The following is an 18,335-nucleotide window of genomic DNA, read 5'->3' on the forward strand; positions in this document are numbered from 1 at the left end:
CGTAAAGTTTCCGCGCACCGGGCCAACGACGTCCCATCGAAGCACTGATAACGATGCTGGGCGCTCCAGGGCGTCCGCAGTGAGGACGGGTACGCCGATGAACGCGCACCACCCGGCACCCCAGACCGGACCGGAGCGGACGGGTCTGTACGACCCGGCCAACGAGCACGACGCCTGCGGCGTCGCCTTCGTCGCGACGCTCCGCGGCACGCCCGGGCGGGACATCGTGGACGCCGGGCTCACGGCCCTGGCGAACCTCGACCACCGCGGCGCCGTCGGCGCCGAGGAGAACACGGGCGACGGCGCGGGCATCCTCCTCCAGGTCCCGGACGCGTTCCTGCGCGCCGAGGCCGGCGTCGACCTGCCCCCCGCCGGCTCCTACGCCGTCGGGCTCGTCTTCCTGCCCGGCGCCGGCACCGCGGACGGCGAGCTCGCGCGCGCCGTCGACGGGATCGAGCGGATCGCCCGCGAGGAGGAGCTCGACGTCCTCCTGTGGCGCGACGTCGCCGTCGACGCGGGACTCGTCGGGCCGATGGCCCGCGCCTCGATGCCGACGTTCCGCCAGCTCTTCGTCGCCGACGCCGCGGGCACGCGCAGCGGGATCGAGCTCGACCGCCTCGCCTACCGCCTGCGCAAGCGCGTCGAGCACGAGTACGGCGTGTACATGGCCTCGCTCTCCGCGCGCACGCTCGTCTACAAGGGCATGCTCACGACGACGCAGCTCCAGCCGTTCTTCCCGGACCTGTCCGACGAGCGGATGGCGAGCGAGATCGCGCTCGTCCACTCCCGCTTCTCGACGAACACGTTCCCGTCGTGGCCGCTCGCCCAGCCGTTCCGGATGGTCGCCCACAACGGTGAGATCAACACCGTGCGCGGCAACCGGAACTGGATGAGCGCGCGCGAGGGCAACCTGTCCTCCGAGCTCCTCGGTGACCTCGACGCGCTCCTGCCCGTGTGCACCCCCGGCGCGAGCGACTCGGCCACGTTCGACGAGGTCCTCGAGCTCCTCCACCTCGGCGGCCGCTCCCTGCCCCACGCCGTCCTCATGATGATCCCCGAGGCGTGGCAGAACCACACCGAGATGGACGCGGACCGCCGCGCCTTCTACGAGTACACCTCCACCCTCGTCGAGCCGTGGGACGGCCCGGCGGCCATGACGTTCACCGACGGCACCGTCATCGGCGCGGTCCTCGACCGCAACGGGCTGCGCCCCGGGCGCTACTGGGTGACCGACGACGGCCTCGTCGTCCTCGCCTCCGAGACCGGTGTCCTCGACATCGACCCCGCCCGCGTGGCGAGCAAGGGCCGCCTCGAGCCCGGCAAGATGTTCCTCGTCGACACGGCCCAGGGCCGCGTCGTCAGCGACGAGGAGGTCAAGGCCGAGCTCGCCGCGCTGCACCCGTACCGGGAGTGGCTCGACGAGCACACCGTCCGGCTCGAGGACCTGCCCGAGCGCGAGCACGTCGCGCACTCCCGCGCCTCCGTCGCCCGCCGGCAGCAGATGTTCGGCTACACCGACGAGGAGCTCAACATCATCCTCGCGCCGATGGCGCGCTCCGGCGCCGAGGCGCTCGGCTCGATGGGCACGGACACCCCGGTGGCCGTCCTGTCCGAGCGGCCGCGGCTGCTCTTCGACTACTTCATCCAGCTCTTCGCCCAGGTGACGAACCCGCCCCTCGACGCGATCCGCGAGGAGCTCGTCACCTCGCTCGCCGGCGCGATCGGCCCCGAGCCCAACCTCCTCCACGACGGGCCGGAGCACACCCACAAGCTCCACGTGCCGTTCCCGACGATCGACAACGACCAGCTCGCCAAGATCGTCAACATCGGCCGCGCGCGTCGCACCGGCAACGGCTTCTCGTCCGTCGTCATCTCCGGCCTCTACCGCGTCTCCGGCGGGGGAGAGGCGCTCGAGGCTCGCCTCGAGGAGATCTTCACCGAGGTGGACGAGGCCATCGAGCGCGGGGTGAGCTTCATCGTCCTGTCCGACCGGGACGCGACGGCGGAGCTCGGACCCATCCCCTCGCTCCTGCTCACCTCCGCGGTGCACCACCACACGCTGCGCCGCCGCACCCGCACGAAGGTCAGCCTCCTCGTCGAGGCCGGGGACGTGCGCGAGGTCCATCACGTCGCCCTCCTCATCGGCTACGGCGCGGCAGCGGTCAACCCCTACCTCGCCATGGAGAGCGCCGAGGAGCTCGTCGACGCCGGGATCATCGAGGGCCTCACGCCCGAGCAGGCCGTCGCCAACGTCATCAAGGCGCTCGGCAAGGGCGTCCTCAAGGTCATGAGCAAGATGGGCATCTCGACCGTCGCTTCCTACCGCGGCGCGCAGGTGTTCCAGGCGCTCGGCCTGTCCGAGCCGCTCATCAACCAGTACTTCACCGGCACGGCCTCGCCGCTCGGCGGCGTCGGCCTCGACGTCATCGCGGCCGAGGTGGCCGCGCGCCACGCGACGGCCTACCCGCCGTCGGGCATCTCCCCGGCCCACCGGACCCTGCGCATCGGCGGGGAGTACCAGTGGCGCCGCGAGGGCGAGCCGCACCTGTTCGACCCGGACACGATCTTCCGGCTCCAGCACTCCACCCGGCACCGGAAGATGGACATCTTCCGCCAGTACACCGAGCGCGTGAACGAGCAGTCGAAGCGGCTCATGACGATGCGCGGGCTCTTCGCGTTCAAGGAGGGCGGGCGCGCGCCGATCCCGATCGAGGAGGTCGAGCCGGTCTCGGAGATCGTCAAGCGGTTCTCCACCGGCGCGATGTCCTACGGGTCGATCTCCGCCGAGGCTCACGAGACCCTCGCGATCGCGATGAACATGCTCGGCGGCAAGTCGAACACCGGTGAGGGCGGCGAGGACACCGACCGTCTCCACGACCCGCGCCGGCGCTCGTCGATCAAGCAGGTCGCCTCGGGACGTTTCGGCGTGACGGCGGACTACCTCACGAACTCCGACGACATCCAGATCAAGATGGCACAGGGCGCCAAGCCGGGCGAGGGCGGTCAGCTCCCCGGTACCAAGGTGTACCCGTGGGTGGCCAAGACGCGGCACTCGACGCCCGGCGTCGGCCTCATCTCCCCGCCGCCGCACCACGACATCTACTCGATCGAGGACCTCGCCCAGCTCATCCACGACCTCAAGAACGCCAACCCGTCGGCGCGCATCCACGTCAAGCTCGTGAGCGAGGTCGGCGTGGGCACCGTGGCCGCGGGCGTCTCCAAGGCGCACGCCGACGTCGTCCTCATCTCGGGGCACGACGGCGGGACGGGCGCGAGCCCGCTCACCTCCCTCAAGCACGCGGGCGCGCCGTGGGAGCTCGGCCTCGCCGAGACGCAGCAGACCCTCGTGCTCAACGACCTGCGTGACCGGATCGTCGTCCAGACCGACGGCCAGCTCAAGACCGGCCGCGACGTCGTCGTCGCCGCGCTCCTGGGCGCGGAGGAGTTCGGGTTCGCGACGGCACCGCTCGTCGTCTCGGGCTGCGTCATGATGCGCGTGTGCCACCTCGACACGTGCCCGGTGGGCGTGGCCACGCAGAACCCCGAGCTGCGCGCGCGCTTCTCGGGCAAGGCCGAGTACGTCGTCACCTTCTTCGAGTACATCGCCCAGGAGGTGCGCGAGCTGCTCGCCTCCCTCGGCCTGCGCTCGATCGAGGAGGCCGTGGGCCAGGTCGAGCTGCTCGACGCCCGTGACGCCATCGACCACTGGAAGGCCTCGGGGCTCGACCTCGCTCCCGTCCTGCAGAAGGTCGAGCCGGCGCCCGGCTCGGCGCTGCACCAGGTCAAGACGCAGGACCACAGCCTCGACAAGGCGCTCGACGTGCAGCTCATCGCGCAGGCCGCGGCGGCGCTCGCCGACGGGACGCCGGTGCGGATCGAGGCGCCGGTGCGCAACGTCAACCGCACGGTGGGCACGATGCTCGGCCACGAGCTGACCAAGCGCTACGGCGCCGCCGGCCTGCCCGACGGCACGATCGACATCACGCTCACCGGCTCGGCCGGGCAGTCCTTCGGGGCGGTCCTGCCCAGCGGCATCACGCTTCGCCTGCTCGGCGACGCGAACGACTACGTCGGCAAGTCCCTCTCGGGCGGGCGGATCATCGTCCGGCCGGACGAGCGCGCCCACCTCACGGCGGCGGAGAACGTCATCGCGGGCAACGTCATCGCCTACGGCGCCACGAGCGGGGAGATCTTCCTCGCCGGGCGCGCGGGGGAGCGTTTTGCCGTGCGCAACTCGGGTGCGACCGCCGTCGTCGAGGGCGTGGGTGACCACGCCGTGGAGTACATGACGGGCGGGACCGTCGTCGTCCTCGGATCGACCGGGCGCAACCTCGGCGCCGGCATGTCCGGCGGCACCGCCTACGTGCTCGACCTCGACCCCGGGCGCGTCAACGGCCCGGCCGTGGCCCAGGGCGAGCTCATCCTCGCGCCGCTCGACGCCGAGGACCGCAACATCGTCCTCGACCTCCTGCACCGCCACCTCGAGCACACCGACTCCCGGCGGGCGGCCGAGCTGCTCGCCGACCCGGACGCAGCCTGCGCCCGGTTCACGAAGGTCCTGCCGCGCCAGTTCGCGGCCGTCAGCGCCGCCCTCGCGAAGGCGGCCGACGAGGGGCTCGACGCCGGGTCGCCCGACGTCTGGAACACCATCTTGGAGGCCTCCCATGGCTGACCCGCGCGGATTCCTCAAGCACCGCGAGCGTGAGCTCCCCGAGCGCCGGCTCGTGCCGGTGCGCATCCTCGACTACCGCGAGGTCTACGAGCGGCGCGACTCCGGTGCGCTCCAGCGCCAGGCGAGCCGCTGCATGGACTGCGGCGTCCCGTTCTGCCACAACGGCTGCCCGCTGGGGAACCTCATCCCCGAGTGGAACGACCTCACGCGGCGCGACGACGTCAACGGTGCGATCGAGCGCCTCCACGCGACGAACAACTTCCCGGACTTCACGGGCCGGCTGTGCCCGGCGCCGTGCGAGTCCTCGTGCGTGCTCGGGATCAACCAGCCGCCGGTGACGATCAAGAACATCGAGCAGGCGATCATCGACCGCGCGTTCGAGGAGGGCCTCGTCACCCCCGAGATCCCCGACCGGCTCACCGGCAAGACGGTCGCCGTCATCGGCTCCGGGCCGGCGGGCCTCGCGGCCGCGCAGCAGCTCACCCGGGCCGGGCACACCGTCGTCGTGCACGAGCGGGCCGACAAGATCGGCGGGCTCCTGCGCTACGGCATCCCCGAGTTCAAGATGGAGAAGATCCACGTCGACCGCCGTCTCGCGCAGATGGAGGCGGAGGGCACGCGGTTCCGCCCCTCGAGCGACGTCGGCGCGCCCGGCGGGCTCACGGGCGAGGAGCTCCTCGAGCGGTACGACGCCGTCGTCCTCGCCATGGGCTCGACGATCGCCCGCGACCTGCCCGTCCCCGGGCGCGAGCTGAGCGGCATCCACCAGGCGATGGAGTACCTGCCCCAGGCCACGCGAGTCGTCCACGGCGAGGAGGTCCCCGGGCAGATCCTCGCCACGGACAAGGACGTCGTCATCATCGGCGGCGGCGACACCGGGGCGGACTGCCTCGGCACCGCCATCCGGCAGGGCGCGCGCTCGGTCACGCAGATCGAGATCATGCCGCGCCCGAGCGAGGAGCGGCCCGCCGGCCAGCCCTGGCCCACGTACCCGATGATCTACCGGGTCTCCAGCGCCCACGAGGAGGGCGGCGAGCGCGTCTACGCGACGAGCACCGTCGAGTTCCTCAGCGAGGGCGAGACCGGCTCCGTCACGCACCTGCGGGTGACCGAGGTCGACATGAGCTCCGGGCGGCCGGTCCCGGTCGAGGGCACCGAGCGCCTCATCCCGGCCCAGCTCGTCCTGCTCGCCATGGGCTTCGTCGGCGTGCCGCGCGACGGGCTCGTCGAGCAGCTCAAGGTCGGCCTCGACCAGCGCGGGCGCATCGAGCGGGACGACGACTTCGCGACGACGGTGCCCGGCGTGTTCGTCGCCGGTGACGCCGGGCGCGGGCAGTCGCTCATCGTGTGGGCCATCTCCGAGGGCCGGGCCGCGGCCGCCGCCGTGGACACGTATCTCAGCGGCCGGACCGAACTTCCGTCCCCGATCGGCCCTACCACGGTCTCGATCAATGTCTGATGGCGGACGTCCCACGTGGTCCCTCACTGAAAGGCCGTAGGCTGGTGCCCATGCGTAGAGCCAAGATTGTGTGCACGTTGGGACCGGCAACGGAGTCCCCTGACCAGGTCCAGGCGCTGGTGGACGCCGGCATGGACGTCGCTCGGATCAACCGGAGCCACGGAGATGTGGAGGCGCACGAGCGCGTCTACCACAACGTCCGGGCGGCCGCCCAGGCCTCGGGCCGTGCGGTGGCGGTGCTCGTCGACCTCCAGGGGCCGAAGATCCGCCTCGGGCGGTTCGCCGAGGGCCAGGTGGAGCTCGTCGAGGGGCAGACCTTCACGATCACCACCGAGGACGTCCCCGGCACCGCCGAGATCGCCTCGACGTCCCACCAGGGCCTCCCCGGCGACTGCCAGCCCGGTGACCGCGTCCTCATCGACGACGGCAAGGTCGCGGTCCGCGTCCTCGAGGTCGACGGCCCGCGGGTCGTCACCCGCGTCGAGGTAGCCGGCCCGGTCTCCAACCACAAGGGCATCAACCTCCCCGGCGTGGCCGTCAGCGTCCCCGCCCTGTCCGAGAAGGACAAGGAGGACCTGCGCTGGGCGCTGCGCGTCGGCGCGGACGTCATCGCGCTGTCCTTCGTCCGCTCCGCCGCGGACATCGAGGACGTCCACACGATCATGGCTGAGGAGGGGCGCAAGATCCCCGTCATCGCCAAGATCGAGAAGCCGCAGGCCGTCGACAACCTCGTCGAGATCGTCGCGGCGTTCGACGGCATCATGGTCGCCCGCGGCGACCTCGGTGTCGAGCTGCCCCTCGAGCAGGTCCCGATCGTCCAGAAGCGCGCGGTCGAGCTCGCCCGCCGCAACGCCAAGCCCGTCATCGTTGCCACGCAGGTGCTCGAGTCCATGATCACGAGCCCGCGCCCGACGCGCGCCGAGGTCTCCGACTGCGCCAACGCCATCCTCGACGGCGCGGACGCCGTCATGCTGTCCGGTGAGACCAGCGTCGGCAAGTTCCCGATCGAGTGCGTGCGCACGATGGCCCGCATCATCGAGAACACCGAGGAGCAGGGCGGGGAGCGCATCGCGCCCCTCGGCTCGAGCCCCCACACCTCCGGTGGCGTCATCACCCGGGCCGCCGCGGACATCGGCGAGACGCTCGGCGTGAAGTTCCTCGTGACGTTCAGCCAGTCCGGTGACTCGGCGCGCCGCATGTCGCGCCTGCGCTCGTCCATCCCGCTGCTCGCCTTCACCCCCCTCACCGCGACCCGCAACACGCTCGCGCTGAGCTGGGGCGTGCAGACGTACGAGGTGCCCGAGGTCCAGCACACGGACGACATGGTCGCCCAGGTGGACCAGCTCCTCAAGTCCTCCGGCCTCGCCGAGGACGGCGACCGCGTGGTGCTCGTCGCCGGGATGCCCCCGGGCCAGACCGGCACGACGAACTCCATCCGCGTGCACAAGATCGGCACCCTGGCCACCGTCTGACCCCGTTGGTGGTGGCCGGTCCTGCCGGCCCTGGAGGGCGACGCCCTCACCGCTCGACGCTAGAAGGCCCCGCCGGATCCGTCCGGCGGGGCTTTCGCGTCCCTTACGGCGGCGCCGGTCGTCCGGCCGGCTACTGCTGCGCGACGTCGTCGTCGGTCACCTCGACCATGCCGTTGCCGAACCGTCGCTCGCGCTCGCCCGGTTGGGGTCCGGTAGATGCGCGCCGGCAGTGTGGACGGGAGAGGGGGCGCGCGAGTTGCATAGCCCCATGGTGACCCAGAGGGGCACGAGCGCCGACCGCACCCGGCGGGCTGCTGCGGACGACAGGCCAGCAGCCCGGCCCGTGAGCGTGATGGCTGCAGGCGCAGGCGGACGGGCGAGCGAGGCGGTGGCCCGATGATCGCTGTCGAGACCGTCCTGGTCGTGCTGGCTGCGGTCGGCAGCGGGGCCGTCGGTGGGGTGTTCTTCACGTTCGACGGTTTCGTCCTGCGCGCTCTCGCCCGGCTCCCCGGCGACGGGGGCGCCGACGCCATGCGCGCCATCAACGTCACGGCCGTCCGTCCGCCCCTCATGATCGCGATGTTCGGCACCGCGGCGCTGGCGGTGGCCGTGGTGGTCCTCGGGGCGCGGACCGACGACGGCGTTCGGGCAGCGCTGCTCGTCGGCGGGAGCCTCACCTTTCTTCTCGGCGTCATCGGCACGACGATCGCCCGGAACGTGCCGCTCAACGATGCCCTCGCCGCGGAGCGCACCGGGGCGATGTGGGAGCGGTACCTGCGCTCATGGGGCCGCGCGAACCGGGTCCGCACGGTCGCCGGCCTCCTCGGCGCCGCGGCGCTCACCGTGGGCCTGACCAGGTGAGAGAACGAACGGCGCCGAGGACAGGTTGTTGTCCACGTCCCGTTCACGGCCTCGTCATCGCTCGCTCCCGCGTTGTTCCACGGGGCCTGGTTGTCTCGGCGCTGACGCGCGTGCTCGCGCGCCCTCCTTCCCTCTGATCGGAGAACCGTGCGCATATCCGGACGACGGCCCCTCACGACCGCTGCGGCCGTCGCGCTGACCGCCCTCATGGCGGGTGCCCTCGCGGTGCCCGCCACCGCCGACATCGAGCCGGCGGACGAGACGAGCTCCCGGTGGACCCTCGCCACCCTGCCGGACACCCAGTTCTACTCCCGCTACGCCGCCGACCAGTTCCAGCCGCGCTACGGCAGCAACCCCTACCAGGTGCAGGCCGAGTGGTTGGCCGAGGTCCACGAGGACCTCAACATCCCCCTCGTCGCTCACCTCGGTGACCTCGTGGACCGCGCCTCGGTCGAGCGCGAGTGGGTCGCCGCCGATGCCGCGCACCGGGCGCTCGAGGGGGCCGGGCTGCCGTACTCGGTCCTGCCGGGCAACCACGACCTGACGAACACGCGCGTCCCCGACCGCGAGCTCGGCGTCAACGAGCCGTACCTGCGGTGGTTCGGTCCGCAGCGGGCACTGGCCCAGTCCACCGACGCGGGTCGGGACGAGAGCGGCTTCAGCGAGTACCACGTCTTCGAGGCCGAGGGGCAGGAGTACCTCATGCTCGCCCTCGCCTGGCGGGTCTCGGACGAGACCCTCGCCTGGGCCGAGGACGTCATGGCCGAGCACCCGACGTTGCCGACGATCCTCACGTCGCACGAGATCCTGGGCGTCGACTCCGACGGGGTGACGGCGGTGACCGGTGCCAACGGAGAGCGGCTCTGGCAGGAGCTCATCCGCTCGAACGACCAGATCTTCCTCACCATCTCCGGCCACAACCACGGCTCGGCGTACCGCACCCTGGAGAACGACAACGGCAACGAGGTCATTCAGGTCCTCCAGGACTGGCAGATGAACTACGAGGGCGGCAACGGCTTCCTCGGTCTCTTCGAGTTCGACCTGGCCAACGACGCGATCCACGTCTCGGCGCCCTCGCCCTGGGTGGTGTGGAAGCCGCAGGAGGCGCTGACCGTGTACGACCAGCCGTTCCTCGACGCCCCGAACGAGGAGTTCACCCTCGAGGTGGACTTCAAGGAGCGCTTCTCCGGGTTCAACCCCGACTGGGAGCCCGGCGACGGGCAGTACCCGTCGCTGACCCAGCGCGCCCGCGACATCATCCTCGACGGGTTCGAGGGCGTTCCCGCGGTCAGCCGTGACCTGCCCGGGTCCGTCGAGGACTACCCGCGCGTGGACGGCACGGTCGCGCACTGGCGCCCGAACCTCGTCGACGCCGAGATCGGCGACGTGCTCCCCGAGGGCAGCGTCCTCCCCGACGTCGTCCTCGCCGAGCAGGCGATGACCCGTGGCCCGGTGGCGACCTCGCCCACGGCGCGGGAGGAGGACGTCACCCTGTGCCAGGGCCACGCCTTCTCGGCGTCGTCCAGCGGCATCTGCTTCGCCAACTCCTCGCGCCCCGCCAACCGGTTCAGCTACTTCAGCACCGAGACCGGTGTTCCCGTCAACAACGTCGACCTGAGCGACGGCTACACGATCGAGGCGTTCATCAACATCTCCGAGGAGTGGAACGCCACCGACAACGCGTGGACCCGCGCCCTGGCGCGCACGGGCAACCGGTCGCGCCTCGAGGGCATGCCGCGCATCACCGACTACACGGCGTCGCCGGCCTCCATCGGCTTCTCCAACCTGCGTGAGTTCCAGTGGACCGTCGTCCCGGAGGATCCCCGCACGGGCGACCGCACCGCGTGGTCCGGCGAGATCACCTCCGACGACTGGTACCACCTCGCCATCGTCAACACCCCGGAGGACGGGGCCGTGACCATGTACGTCGACGGCATGCCGATCCTGCGCAACATCACCGACGGCAACGGGATGGCCTTCGAGGAGGACTTCCCATGGATAATCGGCGCCGCGCTGAGCAACGACCTCATCGGCTCGGGCTGGCACGGCGGTGTCGGTGAGGTGCGGATCATCGACCGCGCGACCGAGCCGGGTGACTGGCTCATCGACCGGCCCGACGTCTCCCGCTTCGAGCCCGCGACGACCCGGATCGAGATCACGGAGGGCGAGCCGCTTCCCGCGCTCACCGGCACCGGCCACCCGGGTGCGACGATCCGCGCCGAGGGCTCCGTCTCGGGCGAGGCCGTCGTCGGCGAGGACGGAACGTGGACGCTCGAGGGCATCCTCGACCTCGACGACGCCGCGGCGGGTACGTACGAGGCCGACCTCACCCAGGGCTTCGGCGAGCGCCGGTCCGCGGCCGTGGCCCTCACGGTCGTCGTCGACGAGGCCCCGACCCCGCTGCCCGCCACCGTGCTCGCGGAGACCCGGTGCACCGCCGGGCGCGTCACGCTGGTCGCGCGGGTGACCAACGACTCGGCGTCCACCGTCGACGTCGACGTGGAGACGGCCTACGGGACGCACACCGTCACGGACGTCGAGCCCGGGCGGTCCGTGCTCCGAGCGTTCTCGACGCGTCTGCCCGCGATCGAGGCCGGAGTGGTGCACGTGTCGGTCAGCGGAGCCCCGGACGGCGAGGGCCTCACCTTGTCCTTCACGGCCGAGTACGCGGACAAGGGGTGCAGCCGCTGAGCAGCGGTGAGTGATGACGGGGCGGACGTTCTCGTCCGCCCCGTCACCACGTCACAGTCTGGTCGCGACGGCCCGGCCCCCCTTTCGCCCTCCGTCAGCGCGCGGGCCACGACCAGCGAGGCGCGTCCAGAAGTCCCTGCCCGGCGATGGTCGTCACGCCGTCGGCCTTGGTGAGCTCGATGAGCGTCACGTCGTCGGAGCGGAGGGCGCGGACCAGGTCGGGGGAGTGGGTGACGACGACCACCTGCGACCGGGTCGAGGCGTCGACGACGAGCGCGCCGAGTGCCGGCATGAGGCTCGGGTGGAGGCTCGACTCCGGCTCGTTGAGGACGAGCAGGCCGGGTGGCCGCGGCGAGAGCAGGGCGGCGGCGAGGAGGAGGAAGCGCAACGTGCCGTCGGACAGCTCCGGTGCGCCGAGCGGCCGCTGCAGGCCCGGTTGGTGGAGGCGGATGCGGCAGGTGCCGTCGTCGTCCTCCGCGAGCTCGAGCGTCGATCCCTCGAAGGCGGAGCCGACGGCGGCGTGGAGGGCGCGGCGGTCGCCGAGGCGGTCGATCGTGAGGAGGGCGCCCGCGAGGTCGTCGCCGGTGGCGGCGAGGACGGGCGTGTACGTGGCGAGTCCCGGACGGCGGGCCGCGGCGTCGGCGTCCGTGCGGAAGTGGTCGTAGAAGCGCCAGCGGCTCGCCTGCTCGCGGACGGCGAAGAGCTCGGGCGTCTCGGTGGGGTCGGCGATGGCGGACATGAGCGACTCGTGGACGCCGAGCTGCCACTCGGCGGTGCGCCACTCGCCGTCGTCGTCGCGGGTGCGGACGCGGGGGCCGCGCCGGTCGGCGAGCAAGGTTGAGGGGCGCAGGACCTCGCCGGACCAGACGGCCTCGGTCTTGATCTCGGGGTCGCGTGGGAAGCCGATGGGCGGGTTGGAGGGCTGCGGGAGCCCGAGGTCGATGGCGTAGGAGAAGTCGTCGCTCGCGAAGCCGAGCCGCATCGTGACCGGCCCCTTCGAGCGCGGCCCGGCGTAGAGAGCTGAGCGCATGCCGCCCTCGCGCGCGAGGTTCGAGATTGCGCCGTCGCGCGTGAAGTCGCCGAGCAGCCGCAACGCCCGGTAGAAGCTCGTCTTCCCGCTGCCGTTCGCACCCGTGACGACGTTGAGCGGCCCGAGCGTCGTGGCGATCTCGCGCAGGGACCGGTAGTTCTCGATCGCGACGGTTCTGATCACCGGTTCACCCTAGGAGGCACCGGGGACACTGGGGCCGCGCCGCGGGCCGCGACGTGCGCGCCCCGAGCGAGGAGCGCGTCGCGGCGCCAGCTACGCGGAGCCCGGTGCGACCTGGCCGGTGAGCACGGCGGGGTCGGACGTCGGGAGGTCGCACACGAAGCCGCGGCAGGCGTAGGCAGTCGGCTGGCCGTCGACGAGGGGGCGTCCTTCGAGCAGCTCGACCGCCGGGAGCGTTCCCGCGGGAACGTCTCCGCTACGGGTGTCGGCGTCTGTCGCAGTCCCGGCGCCCAGCGCGACGACGAGGCCCGGCGCGGGGGAGCGGAGCGCCGTCAGGTGGAGCTCGCGCGTGCGGGGGTCGTCCGTCGGGCCGACGACGGCGACCTGGCGCGGTCCGTCGAGCGCCGCCTCGGTCACCGCGAGCGCCCACCCCGCGGCCCGCGGGTACGCCGTCGCGATCGGCGCGACGTGCGCGAGGGCTGCCTCGGCCTCGGCGCGGATGTCGAGGTCGCCCGTGAGGGCGCTGTACGTGAGGAGCACCCCGGCGGCCAGGGCGTGGCCGGACGGGGTCGGGCCGTCGGCGGCGTCACGCGGGCGGGTGATCCGGGCCAACGCCGCGTCGGTCTCGTCGGCGGCGGTGTCGAAGTACGTGCCGTCGTCACCCGCGAAGCGCGTCCGGATCGCCTCGACGAGCTGACCTGCGACACGAGCATGCCGCTCGGTCCCGGTGACCGCGTACAGGGCGAGGAGGCCCTCGGCGAGGCCGGCGTAGTCCTCGAGCACCGCCGGGCTCGTGCCCGCGGCGCCGTCACGGGAGGTGCGGACGAGCCGCAACGGAGACCCGCCGTCGCCGTCCACCGACGTGCCCGACGACTGAGCGGAGGCGCCCGCACCCACCCGGTGCACGTCGAGGACCAACGCGGCCGCCGTCTCTGCCGCCTCCACCCATTCCGGACGCTCGAGCAGCGCGCCGGCCTCGGCGAGCGCCGCGATGGCCAAGCCGTTCCAGGACGTGACCACCTTGTCGTCCCGTGCCGGTCGGGTCCGCTGCTCGCGGGCCTCCTTGAGGGCACGTCGAACCGCGGCGTAGCGCTGCGGGTCGTCGGGCTCCGCCCGCAGCTGCAGGACGGAGGACCCGTGCTCGAACGTCCCGGCGTCGGTCACGTCCCAGACGCCGGCCGCCCACGCTCCGTCGTCGTCGCCGAGCTCGTCGCGCAGCTGCGCCGGCGTCCACACGTAGAAGGTGCCCTCGGCGCCGTCGCTGTCCGCGTCGAGGGAGGAGGCGAAGGCGCCCTCCGGCGTGCGCAGCTCGGCAAGCAACCACTGCGCCGTCTCCTCGGTGACCCGGCGGGCGAGGGGCGAGCCGGTCTGGCGCCACCAGTGGAGGTAGACACGCAGGAGCAGCGCGTTGTCGTAGAGCATCTTCTCGAAGTGGGGGACCACCCAGTCCGCGTCGACGCTGTACCGCGCGAAGCCTCCCGCGAGCTGGTCGTACATCCCGCCGCGGACCATGAGCTCGAGCGTGTGCTCGGCCATGGCGAGGGCGAGGTCGTCGCCGGTGCGGGCGTGGCGGCGCAGGAGCCACTCGCACATCATCGACGGCGGGAACTTCGGCGCCCCACCGAAGCCGCCGCGCCTGGTGTCGTAGGAGCGCTCGATCACGGTCAGCGCCTCGGCCGTCTCCTCCTCGCCGAGCGGCTCGCCGGCCCCGGGGAACGCCCGGTTCGCCTGGGCGGCGATGCCCCGGCTCAGCTCGCGGGCGGAGGTGACGACGCCGTCCCGGTTCCCGCTCCAGGCGCGCCCGACGGCGTCGAGCAGCTGGCTGAAGGCGGGGAGTCCCTGCACGGGGCGCGGCGGGAAGTACGTGCCGCAGAAGAAGGGCTCACCGTCGGGCGTGGCGAAGACTGTCATGGGCCAACCGCCCTGGCCGGTCGTCGCCTGCGTGGCCGCCATGTAGACGGCGTCGACGTCGGGACGCTCCTCGCGGTCGACCTTGACGTTGACGAAGCCGGCGTTCATGAGCTCGGCGACGGCCGGGTCCTCGAACGACTCGTGCGCCATGACGTGGCACCAGTGGCACGCGGCGTAGCCGACCGAGATGAGCAGCGGGACGTCCCGACGGCGTGCCTCGGCGAAGGCCTCGTCGCCCCACTCGTACCAGTCGACGGGATTGTCCTTGTGCTGGAGCAGGTAGGGGCTCGTTGCGCGGCTCAGGCGGTTGGTCATCGTCCATGGTGGCCACGAGTGGCGGGGGAGTGCCACCGGTGAACGCGCGTCGGGCGGTCGCCCCCCGCACCACTCAAGGCGCCGGGGACGCGACGCCTCCGTCAGCACGCCGACCCCGACGGCGCGCGGACCCGCCACGGTCGGCCGGCTACCCCGCGGGCACCCGGGTGATCTCGGGCCGCGGCTGCGGCGGTCCCCAACCACGGCGCCGGGCGCGCAGCACGCGCACCACCAGGTCGGGCCGGAAGAGGTGGAGCGGCGATCCGACGAGGTGGTAGACCCGGCCGAGCACCTGCCCTGCGACGGGGTCACCGCGCGTGGCGAGCTTGTCCACCTCCCGCGCCCATCCGCCGAGCGCTGCCTGCAGGGGTGAGACGTTCCGCGTGCTCGCCGGGTACCGCAGGTCCTCGCTCGTCGCGATGGACCACGGCACCGCTGCGATGCGGCAGAAGCGGCGGATCAGCCGTCGCTCGCCGCCCGGCCGCAGCCCGGCGTCGAGCGCGTTCCGGAGAAGGACGGCCTCGCGTGCGGCCACGGTGACGCCCTGGCCGTAGATGGGGTTGAACGCGCACAGGGCGTCCCCGAGCACCAGCAGGCCGGGCGGCCACCGGCGGAGTCGCTCGTAGTGGTGGCGGCGGTTCGCCGTCTGGCGGTGAACCGCGACCTCCGTCACCGGCTCCCCGGACTGCGCCAGCTCGGCGACCGCGTCGTCCCCCAGCGTCGTGAGGAACTGGGTGAAGCCCTCGGCGTCGCGCGGCGGCCGGTCCTCGCCGGAGCCGATCTCGCCGACGACGAACCGTCCGTCCTCCACCGGCAGGACGATGGCGCCGCGCGGGTGCGCGGGCGTCTGCAGCAGGACGATGCCCGGCACGGCCAGCCGCTCCGGGTCGATCGTGAACATGCGGGTCGAGTACCCGATGCGCGCGTCGAGCTCGGAGACGGCGGGGCTGGGCAGACCGGCCGCGGCCAGCCACGCCGGCAGGCGCGACGTGCGCCCCGTCGCGTCGATGACGAGGTCTGCCGGGACCTCCGAGCCGTCCACGACCACCTGCCACGCGGAGCCGCCGGGTCCGCCGCGCCGCAGCCCGCGCACCTGCGTGCCGTCGCGCACCTCGACACCGGGCAGCGCCCGGACCCGCTCCCGGACGAGGTGCTCGAACAGCGGCCGCGTCCCCGAGAGCACCTCGAACTGCCGGCCGGACGGCGCCCAGCCGTTCTCCCCGAGCCACGCGACCTCGCCCGTGTCGAGCGGGACGGCGCCGGCTGCCCGGAGCTCGGCCCTAAAGCCGGGGAGCAGCTCCTCGACCGCCAGCAACCCGCGGTAGAGGTAGACGTGCGCGTGCCGGCCCTGCGGGACACCGTTCCGGGGCGCCGGGCGCTCGGGCAGCCGGTCGCGCTCGAGGATTGTCACTCTCCGCCCGTCGCGTGCCGACGCCGCCGCCGCGAACAACCCGGCCAGACCGCCGCCGAGCACGACGACGTGACGCGCCTGCTGTGGGCGGCGTCGTAGGGACACTGCTGCCTCCTGGCCTTGGTGCGTTGTCCTCACGTCGTGCCCGTCACAGCGCGCGACCGACGCGGACGACTCCCCGATCGACGTCGGCATCTGCGGTGAACGGACCTGCGTGCCCACGGTTCCTGTGCCGCGCCGCGAACCCGCCCGGATCAACGCGGCGGCGGCTAAGAGATTGAGGACGACGGCGGATGCCACGCCGCGGGAACGGGCTCGCCGGCCCCAGGTCACGGGCTCGATGGCCGTACCGAGGCACACGCAGACGCCCAGGGCGACGAGGACGCGGTCCGCGGCACCGTCGGGCCGGTCGCGCACGGTGTGCGCGATCGCGAGAGCGACCATGGGCCAGGGCGCGGACAAGCCCGCGCCCCAACCCGCCGCGACCTGCCGCGCGATCGAGCCCGGAGCGTGGACGAGCAGTGGTTCGCCCGGCACGTCCTCCCGCGCCGAGACGACGGCGCCCCACGCCGTCGTCGCGGCGAAGAAGGTCACCGGCCACACGTCGGAACGAGGTCGCATGGGGTCTCCGTCGAGTCGGTCGTCCTCGTGACCAGCGTCCTCCGTTCCCCGCACGACAGGCAAGCCCCGGCCCGAGTTCCCGGATCCTGCCGACGCCGGCGCCGGCGCCGCCGGCAGGCGCGTCCCGCGCCACCTGACCGGCCGCGCAGTGTCACGACAGCTCGCCAAGATCAGGGGCGCAGCCCGGGCCGCTCCGTGCGGCCACGCTCCACCACCTCGGCGAGCTCGGCGAGCCGGTGCGCCCGGGCGGACTCCGCCATGGTGAACGGCCGACCGGGCCGGGCGAAGGCGTGCGCCCCGTCCCAGGTGGCTGGCACCTTGAGGATGGTGGCGCCGGCGGTGAGGTAGGACGCCGGCGCCCCGGGCGATCCGCTGACGGGCTCGGCGTCGAGCAGCTCGGCGAGCGCGTCCGGCAGCACGTGCGGGTCGGACGCCACCTGGACCGCGAGGTCGAGCGCCTTCGTCTGTCCGTCCATGAGGGACAGCGGCGTGGTGGGCCAGATCTGGGGGTCCTCGCCGTCGGCGTCGTGAACCGCGTCGGCGAGGGCACGCGGCGTGACGTCGCCCGGGGTGGCCACGATGAACTCGTCGACGGGGCCGCCGGGCGCGGGGTGCACGTGGACGGCGAGGATGTTCCCGCCGAGCAGCGCGAGCTCCTGGGTGATGGCACCGAGCGCCCCGGGGCGGTCCTCCACCCGCGTGCGGATGCGCCACAGCGCCTCCGCGCCGGCGTACCGGCTGCGGGTCTTCAGCACCGGGCCGTGCAGCCAGCGGCGCAGCATCCGCATGACCGAGGGCTCGGCGACCCAGATCGCCAGCGCGGTAGCCGTGACGGTCAGCGTGAGGACCTTCAGCGGCAGGGACAGGTCGCTGCGGAGGACCAGCGCGTGGACGAGCAGCTCGAGCGGCAGCATCGCGAGCACGGTGGCCGCCGTCATCCGGGTCTTGCGGGGCTCGGGCATCCGGCCGCACACCTCGCACGTGAGGTCGGCAGGAGAGACGTGGGTGCTCATGAGGCCAGCATGGGGACGCGCTGTTTCCCCGCCGTTGCGCCGCAGTGACGATCGTGGTGCGCGGCACGTGGAGCGCTCGATCGCCGTCGTGTCGGGCGACCAGGCGACGGGTGGGTGGAACGATAGGGCCGTGGAAGGAACCGTCGTCGCCGTGCACCGCAGCCCGGTGCACAACTTCAGCAAGGAGCCCGTTGACGCCATCCGGATCGTCGAGGGCGTCGGCATCGAGGGGGACGCACACGCCGGTGCGACGGTCAAGCACCGGTCGCGCGCGCGGCGCACCGCCGAGGCGCCGAACCTGCGGCAGGTGCACCTCATCCACGAGGAGCTCTTCGACCTCCTCCGCAGCCTCGGCCACGAGGTCGCGCCCGGGCACCTCGGCGAGAACATCACGACGCGCGGGATCGACCTCCTGTCGCTCCCGCAGGGGACGCGGCTGACCATCGGTGACGCGGAGGTGACGGTGACCGGCCTGCGCAACCCCTGCTGGCAGATCGACGACTTCCAGCCGGGGCTCCTCAAGAAGGTGGTGCGCAAGAACGCCGAGGGGGCCGTCGAGCGGCTCACCGGCGTCATGGCGACCGCGACCGGCAGCGGCACCGTGACCGCGGGCGACTGGGTGAGCGTCGACCTGCCGGCGCCGCCCCACGTCCCGCTCGTGCCCGTCTGACCGCGCCCAGTCGACAGAAGGCCCCGCCA

Annotated in this window: 10 protein-coding genes; 6 read left to right on the forward strand and 4 right to left on the reverse strand. The window is 72.7% G+C overall.

Annotated features, from left to right (window positions below; genetic code table 11):
* Positions 1-97: 97 nt before the first annotated feature.
* From gltB to V2J63_RS11670, 5 genes are all read left to right on the forward strand, one after another.
* The gene (gene gltB / locus V2J63_RS11650; RefSeq protein ID WP_331231209.1) at positions 98-4,672 is read left to right on the forward strand and encodes a glutamate synthase large subunit; all 4,575 of its coding nucleotides are present in this window, start codon (positions 98-100) and stop codon (positions 4,670-4,672) included.
* Complete coding sequence (locus V2J63_RS11655; RefSeq protein WP_331231210.1) at positions 4,665-6,131, forward strand: glutamate synthase subunit beta; 1,467 nt, start codon at positions 4,665-4,667, stop codon at positions 6,129-6,131. The genes gltB and V2J63_RS11655 overlap by 8 nt, the downstream gene beginning before the upstream one ends.
* A gap of 50 nt (positions 6,132-6,181) precedes the next feature.
* On the forward strand, positions 6,182-7,603 hold the full coding sequence (gene pyk, locus V2J63_RS11660) for a pyruvate kinase (RefSeq protein WP_331231211.1): 1,422 nt from the start codon (positions 6,182-6,184) through the stop codon (positions 7,601-7,603).
* A gap of 396 nt (positions 7,604-7,999) precedes the next feature.
* Positions 8,000-8,464 (forward strand): anthrone oxygenase family protein, encoded by a 465-nt coding sequence (locus V2J63_RS11665; protein ID WP_331231212.1) that lies wholly within the window; start codon positions 8,000-8,002, stop codon positions 8,462-8,464.
* Positions 8,465-8,611: 147 nt separating this feature from the next.
* Positions 8,612-11,155: a LamG-like jellyroll fold domain-containing protein gene (locus tag V2J63_RS11670; protein WP_331231213.1), complete on the forward strand. Its 2,544-nt coding sequence runs from the start codon at positions 8,612-8,614 to the stop codon at positions 11,153-11,155.
* Positions 11,156-11,249: 94 nt separating this feature from the next.
* Here V2J63_RS11670 and V2J63_RS11675 read toward each other — a convergent pair whose 3' ends face one another.
* The 4 genes from V2J63_RS11675 to V2J63_RS11690 form a co-directional block, all read right to left on the reverse strand.
* Entirely contained in the window at positions 11,250-12,368 is a 1,119-nt protein-coding gene (locus tag V2J63_RS11675; RefSeq protein WP_331231214.1) for an AAA family ATPase, read from the reverse strand.
* A gap of 90 nt (positions 12,369-12,458) precedes the next feature.
* On the reverse strand, positions 12,459-14,591 hold the full coding sequence (locus V2J63_RS11680; RefSeq protein ID WP_331231215.1) for a thioredoxin domain-containing protein: 2,133 nt from the start codon (positions 14,589-14,591) through the stop codon (positions 12,459-12,461).
* Positions 14,592-14,739: 148 nt separating this feature from the next.
* Positions 14,740-16,623 carry an NAD(P)/FAD-dependent oxidoreductase gene (locus V2J63_RS11685; RefSeq protein ID WP_331231216.1) on the reverse strand — a complete coding sequence of 628 codons (1,884 nt, stop codon included), beginning with the start codon at positions 16,621-16,623 and terminating at the stop codon, positions 14,740-14,742.
* Positions 16,624-16,793: 170 nt separating this feature from the next.
* Positions 16,794-17,636 (reverse strand): ACT domain-containing protein, encoded by an 843-nt coding sequence (locus V2J63_RS11690; RefSeq protein WP_331231217.1) that lies wholly within the window; start codon positions 17,634-17,636, stop codon positions 16,794-16,796.
* 130 nt (positions 17,637-17,766) lie between these two features.
* On the opposite strand from V2J63_RS11690, the gene V2J63_RS11695 reads away from it, so the two are divergent.
* On the forward strand, positions 17,767-18,306 hold the full coding sequence (locus tag V2J63_RS11695) for an MOSC domain-containing protein (protein WP_331231218.1): 540 nt from the start codon (positions 17,767-17,769) through the stop codon (positions 18,304-18,306).
* Positions 18,307-18,335: the final 29 nt, after the last annotated feature.

It is taken from the genome of Georgenia wangjunii (assembly GCF_036421975.1).
GTDB classification, from domain to species: Bacteria; Actinomycetota; Actinomycetes; order Actinomycetales; family Actinomycetaceae; genus Georgenia_A; species Georgenia_A wangjunii.

What these genes read in the sequence shown, in the direction of transcription:
- pyk (WP_331231211.1), top strand. Translation starts at nt 6,182, where the DNA reads ATGCGTAGAGCCAAGATTGTGTGCACGTTGGGACCGGCAACGGAGTCC.
- V2J63_RS11680 (WP_331231215.1), bottom strand. Translation starts at nt 14,591, where the DNA reads ATGACCAACCGCCTGAGCCGCGCAACGAGCCCCTACCTGCTCCAGCAC.
- V2J63_RS11685 (WP_331231216.1), bottom strand. Translation starts at nt 16,623, where the DNA reads ATGCGACCTCGTTCCGACGTGTGGCCGGTGACCTTCTTCGCCGCGACG.
- V2J63_RS11655 (WP_331231210.1), top strand. Translation starts at nt 4,665, where the DNA reads ATGGCTGACCCGCGCGGATTCCTCAAGCACCGCGAGCGTGAGCTCCCC.
- V2J63_RS11665 (WP_331231212.1), top strand. Translation starts at nt 8,000, where the DNA reads ATGATCGCTGTCGAGACCGTCCTGGTCGTGCTGGCTGCGGTCGGCAGC.
- V2J63_RS11690 (WP_331231217.1), bottom strand. Translation starts at nt 17,636, where the DNA reads ATGAGCACCCACGTCTCTCCTGCCGACCTCACGTGCGAGGTGTGCGGC.
- gltB (WP_331231209.1), top strand. Translation starts at nt 98, where the DNA reads ATGAACGCGCACCACCCGGCACCCCAGACCGGACCGGAGCGGACGGGT.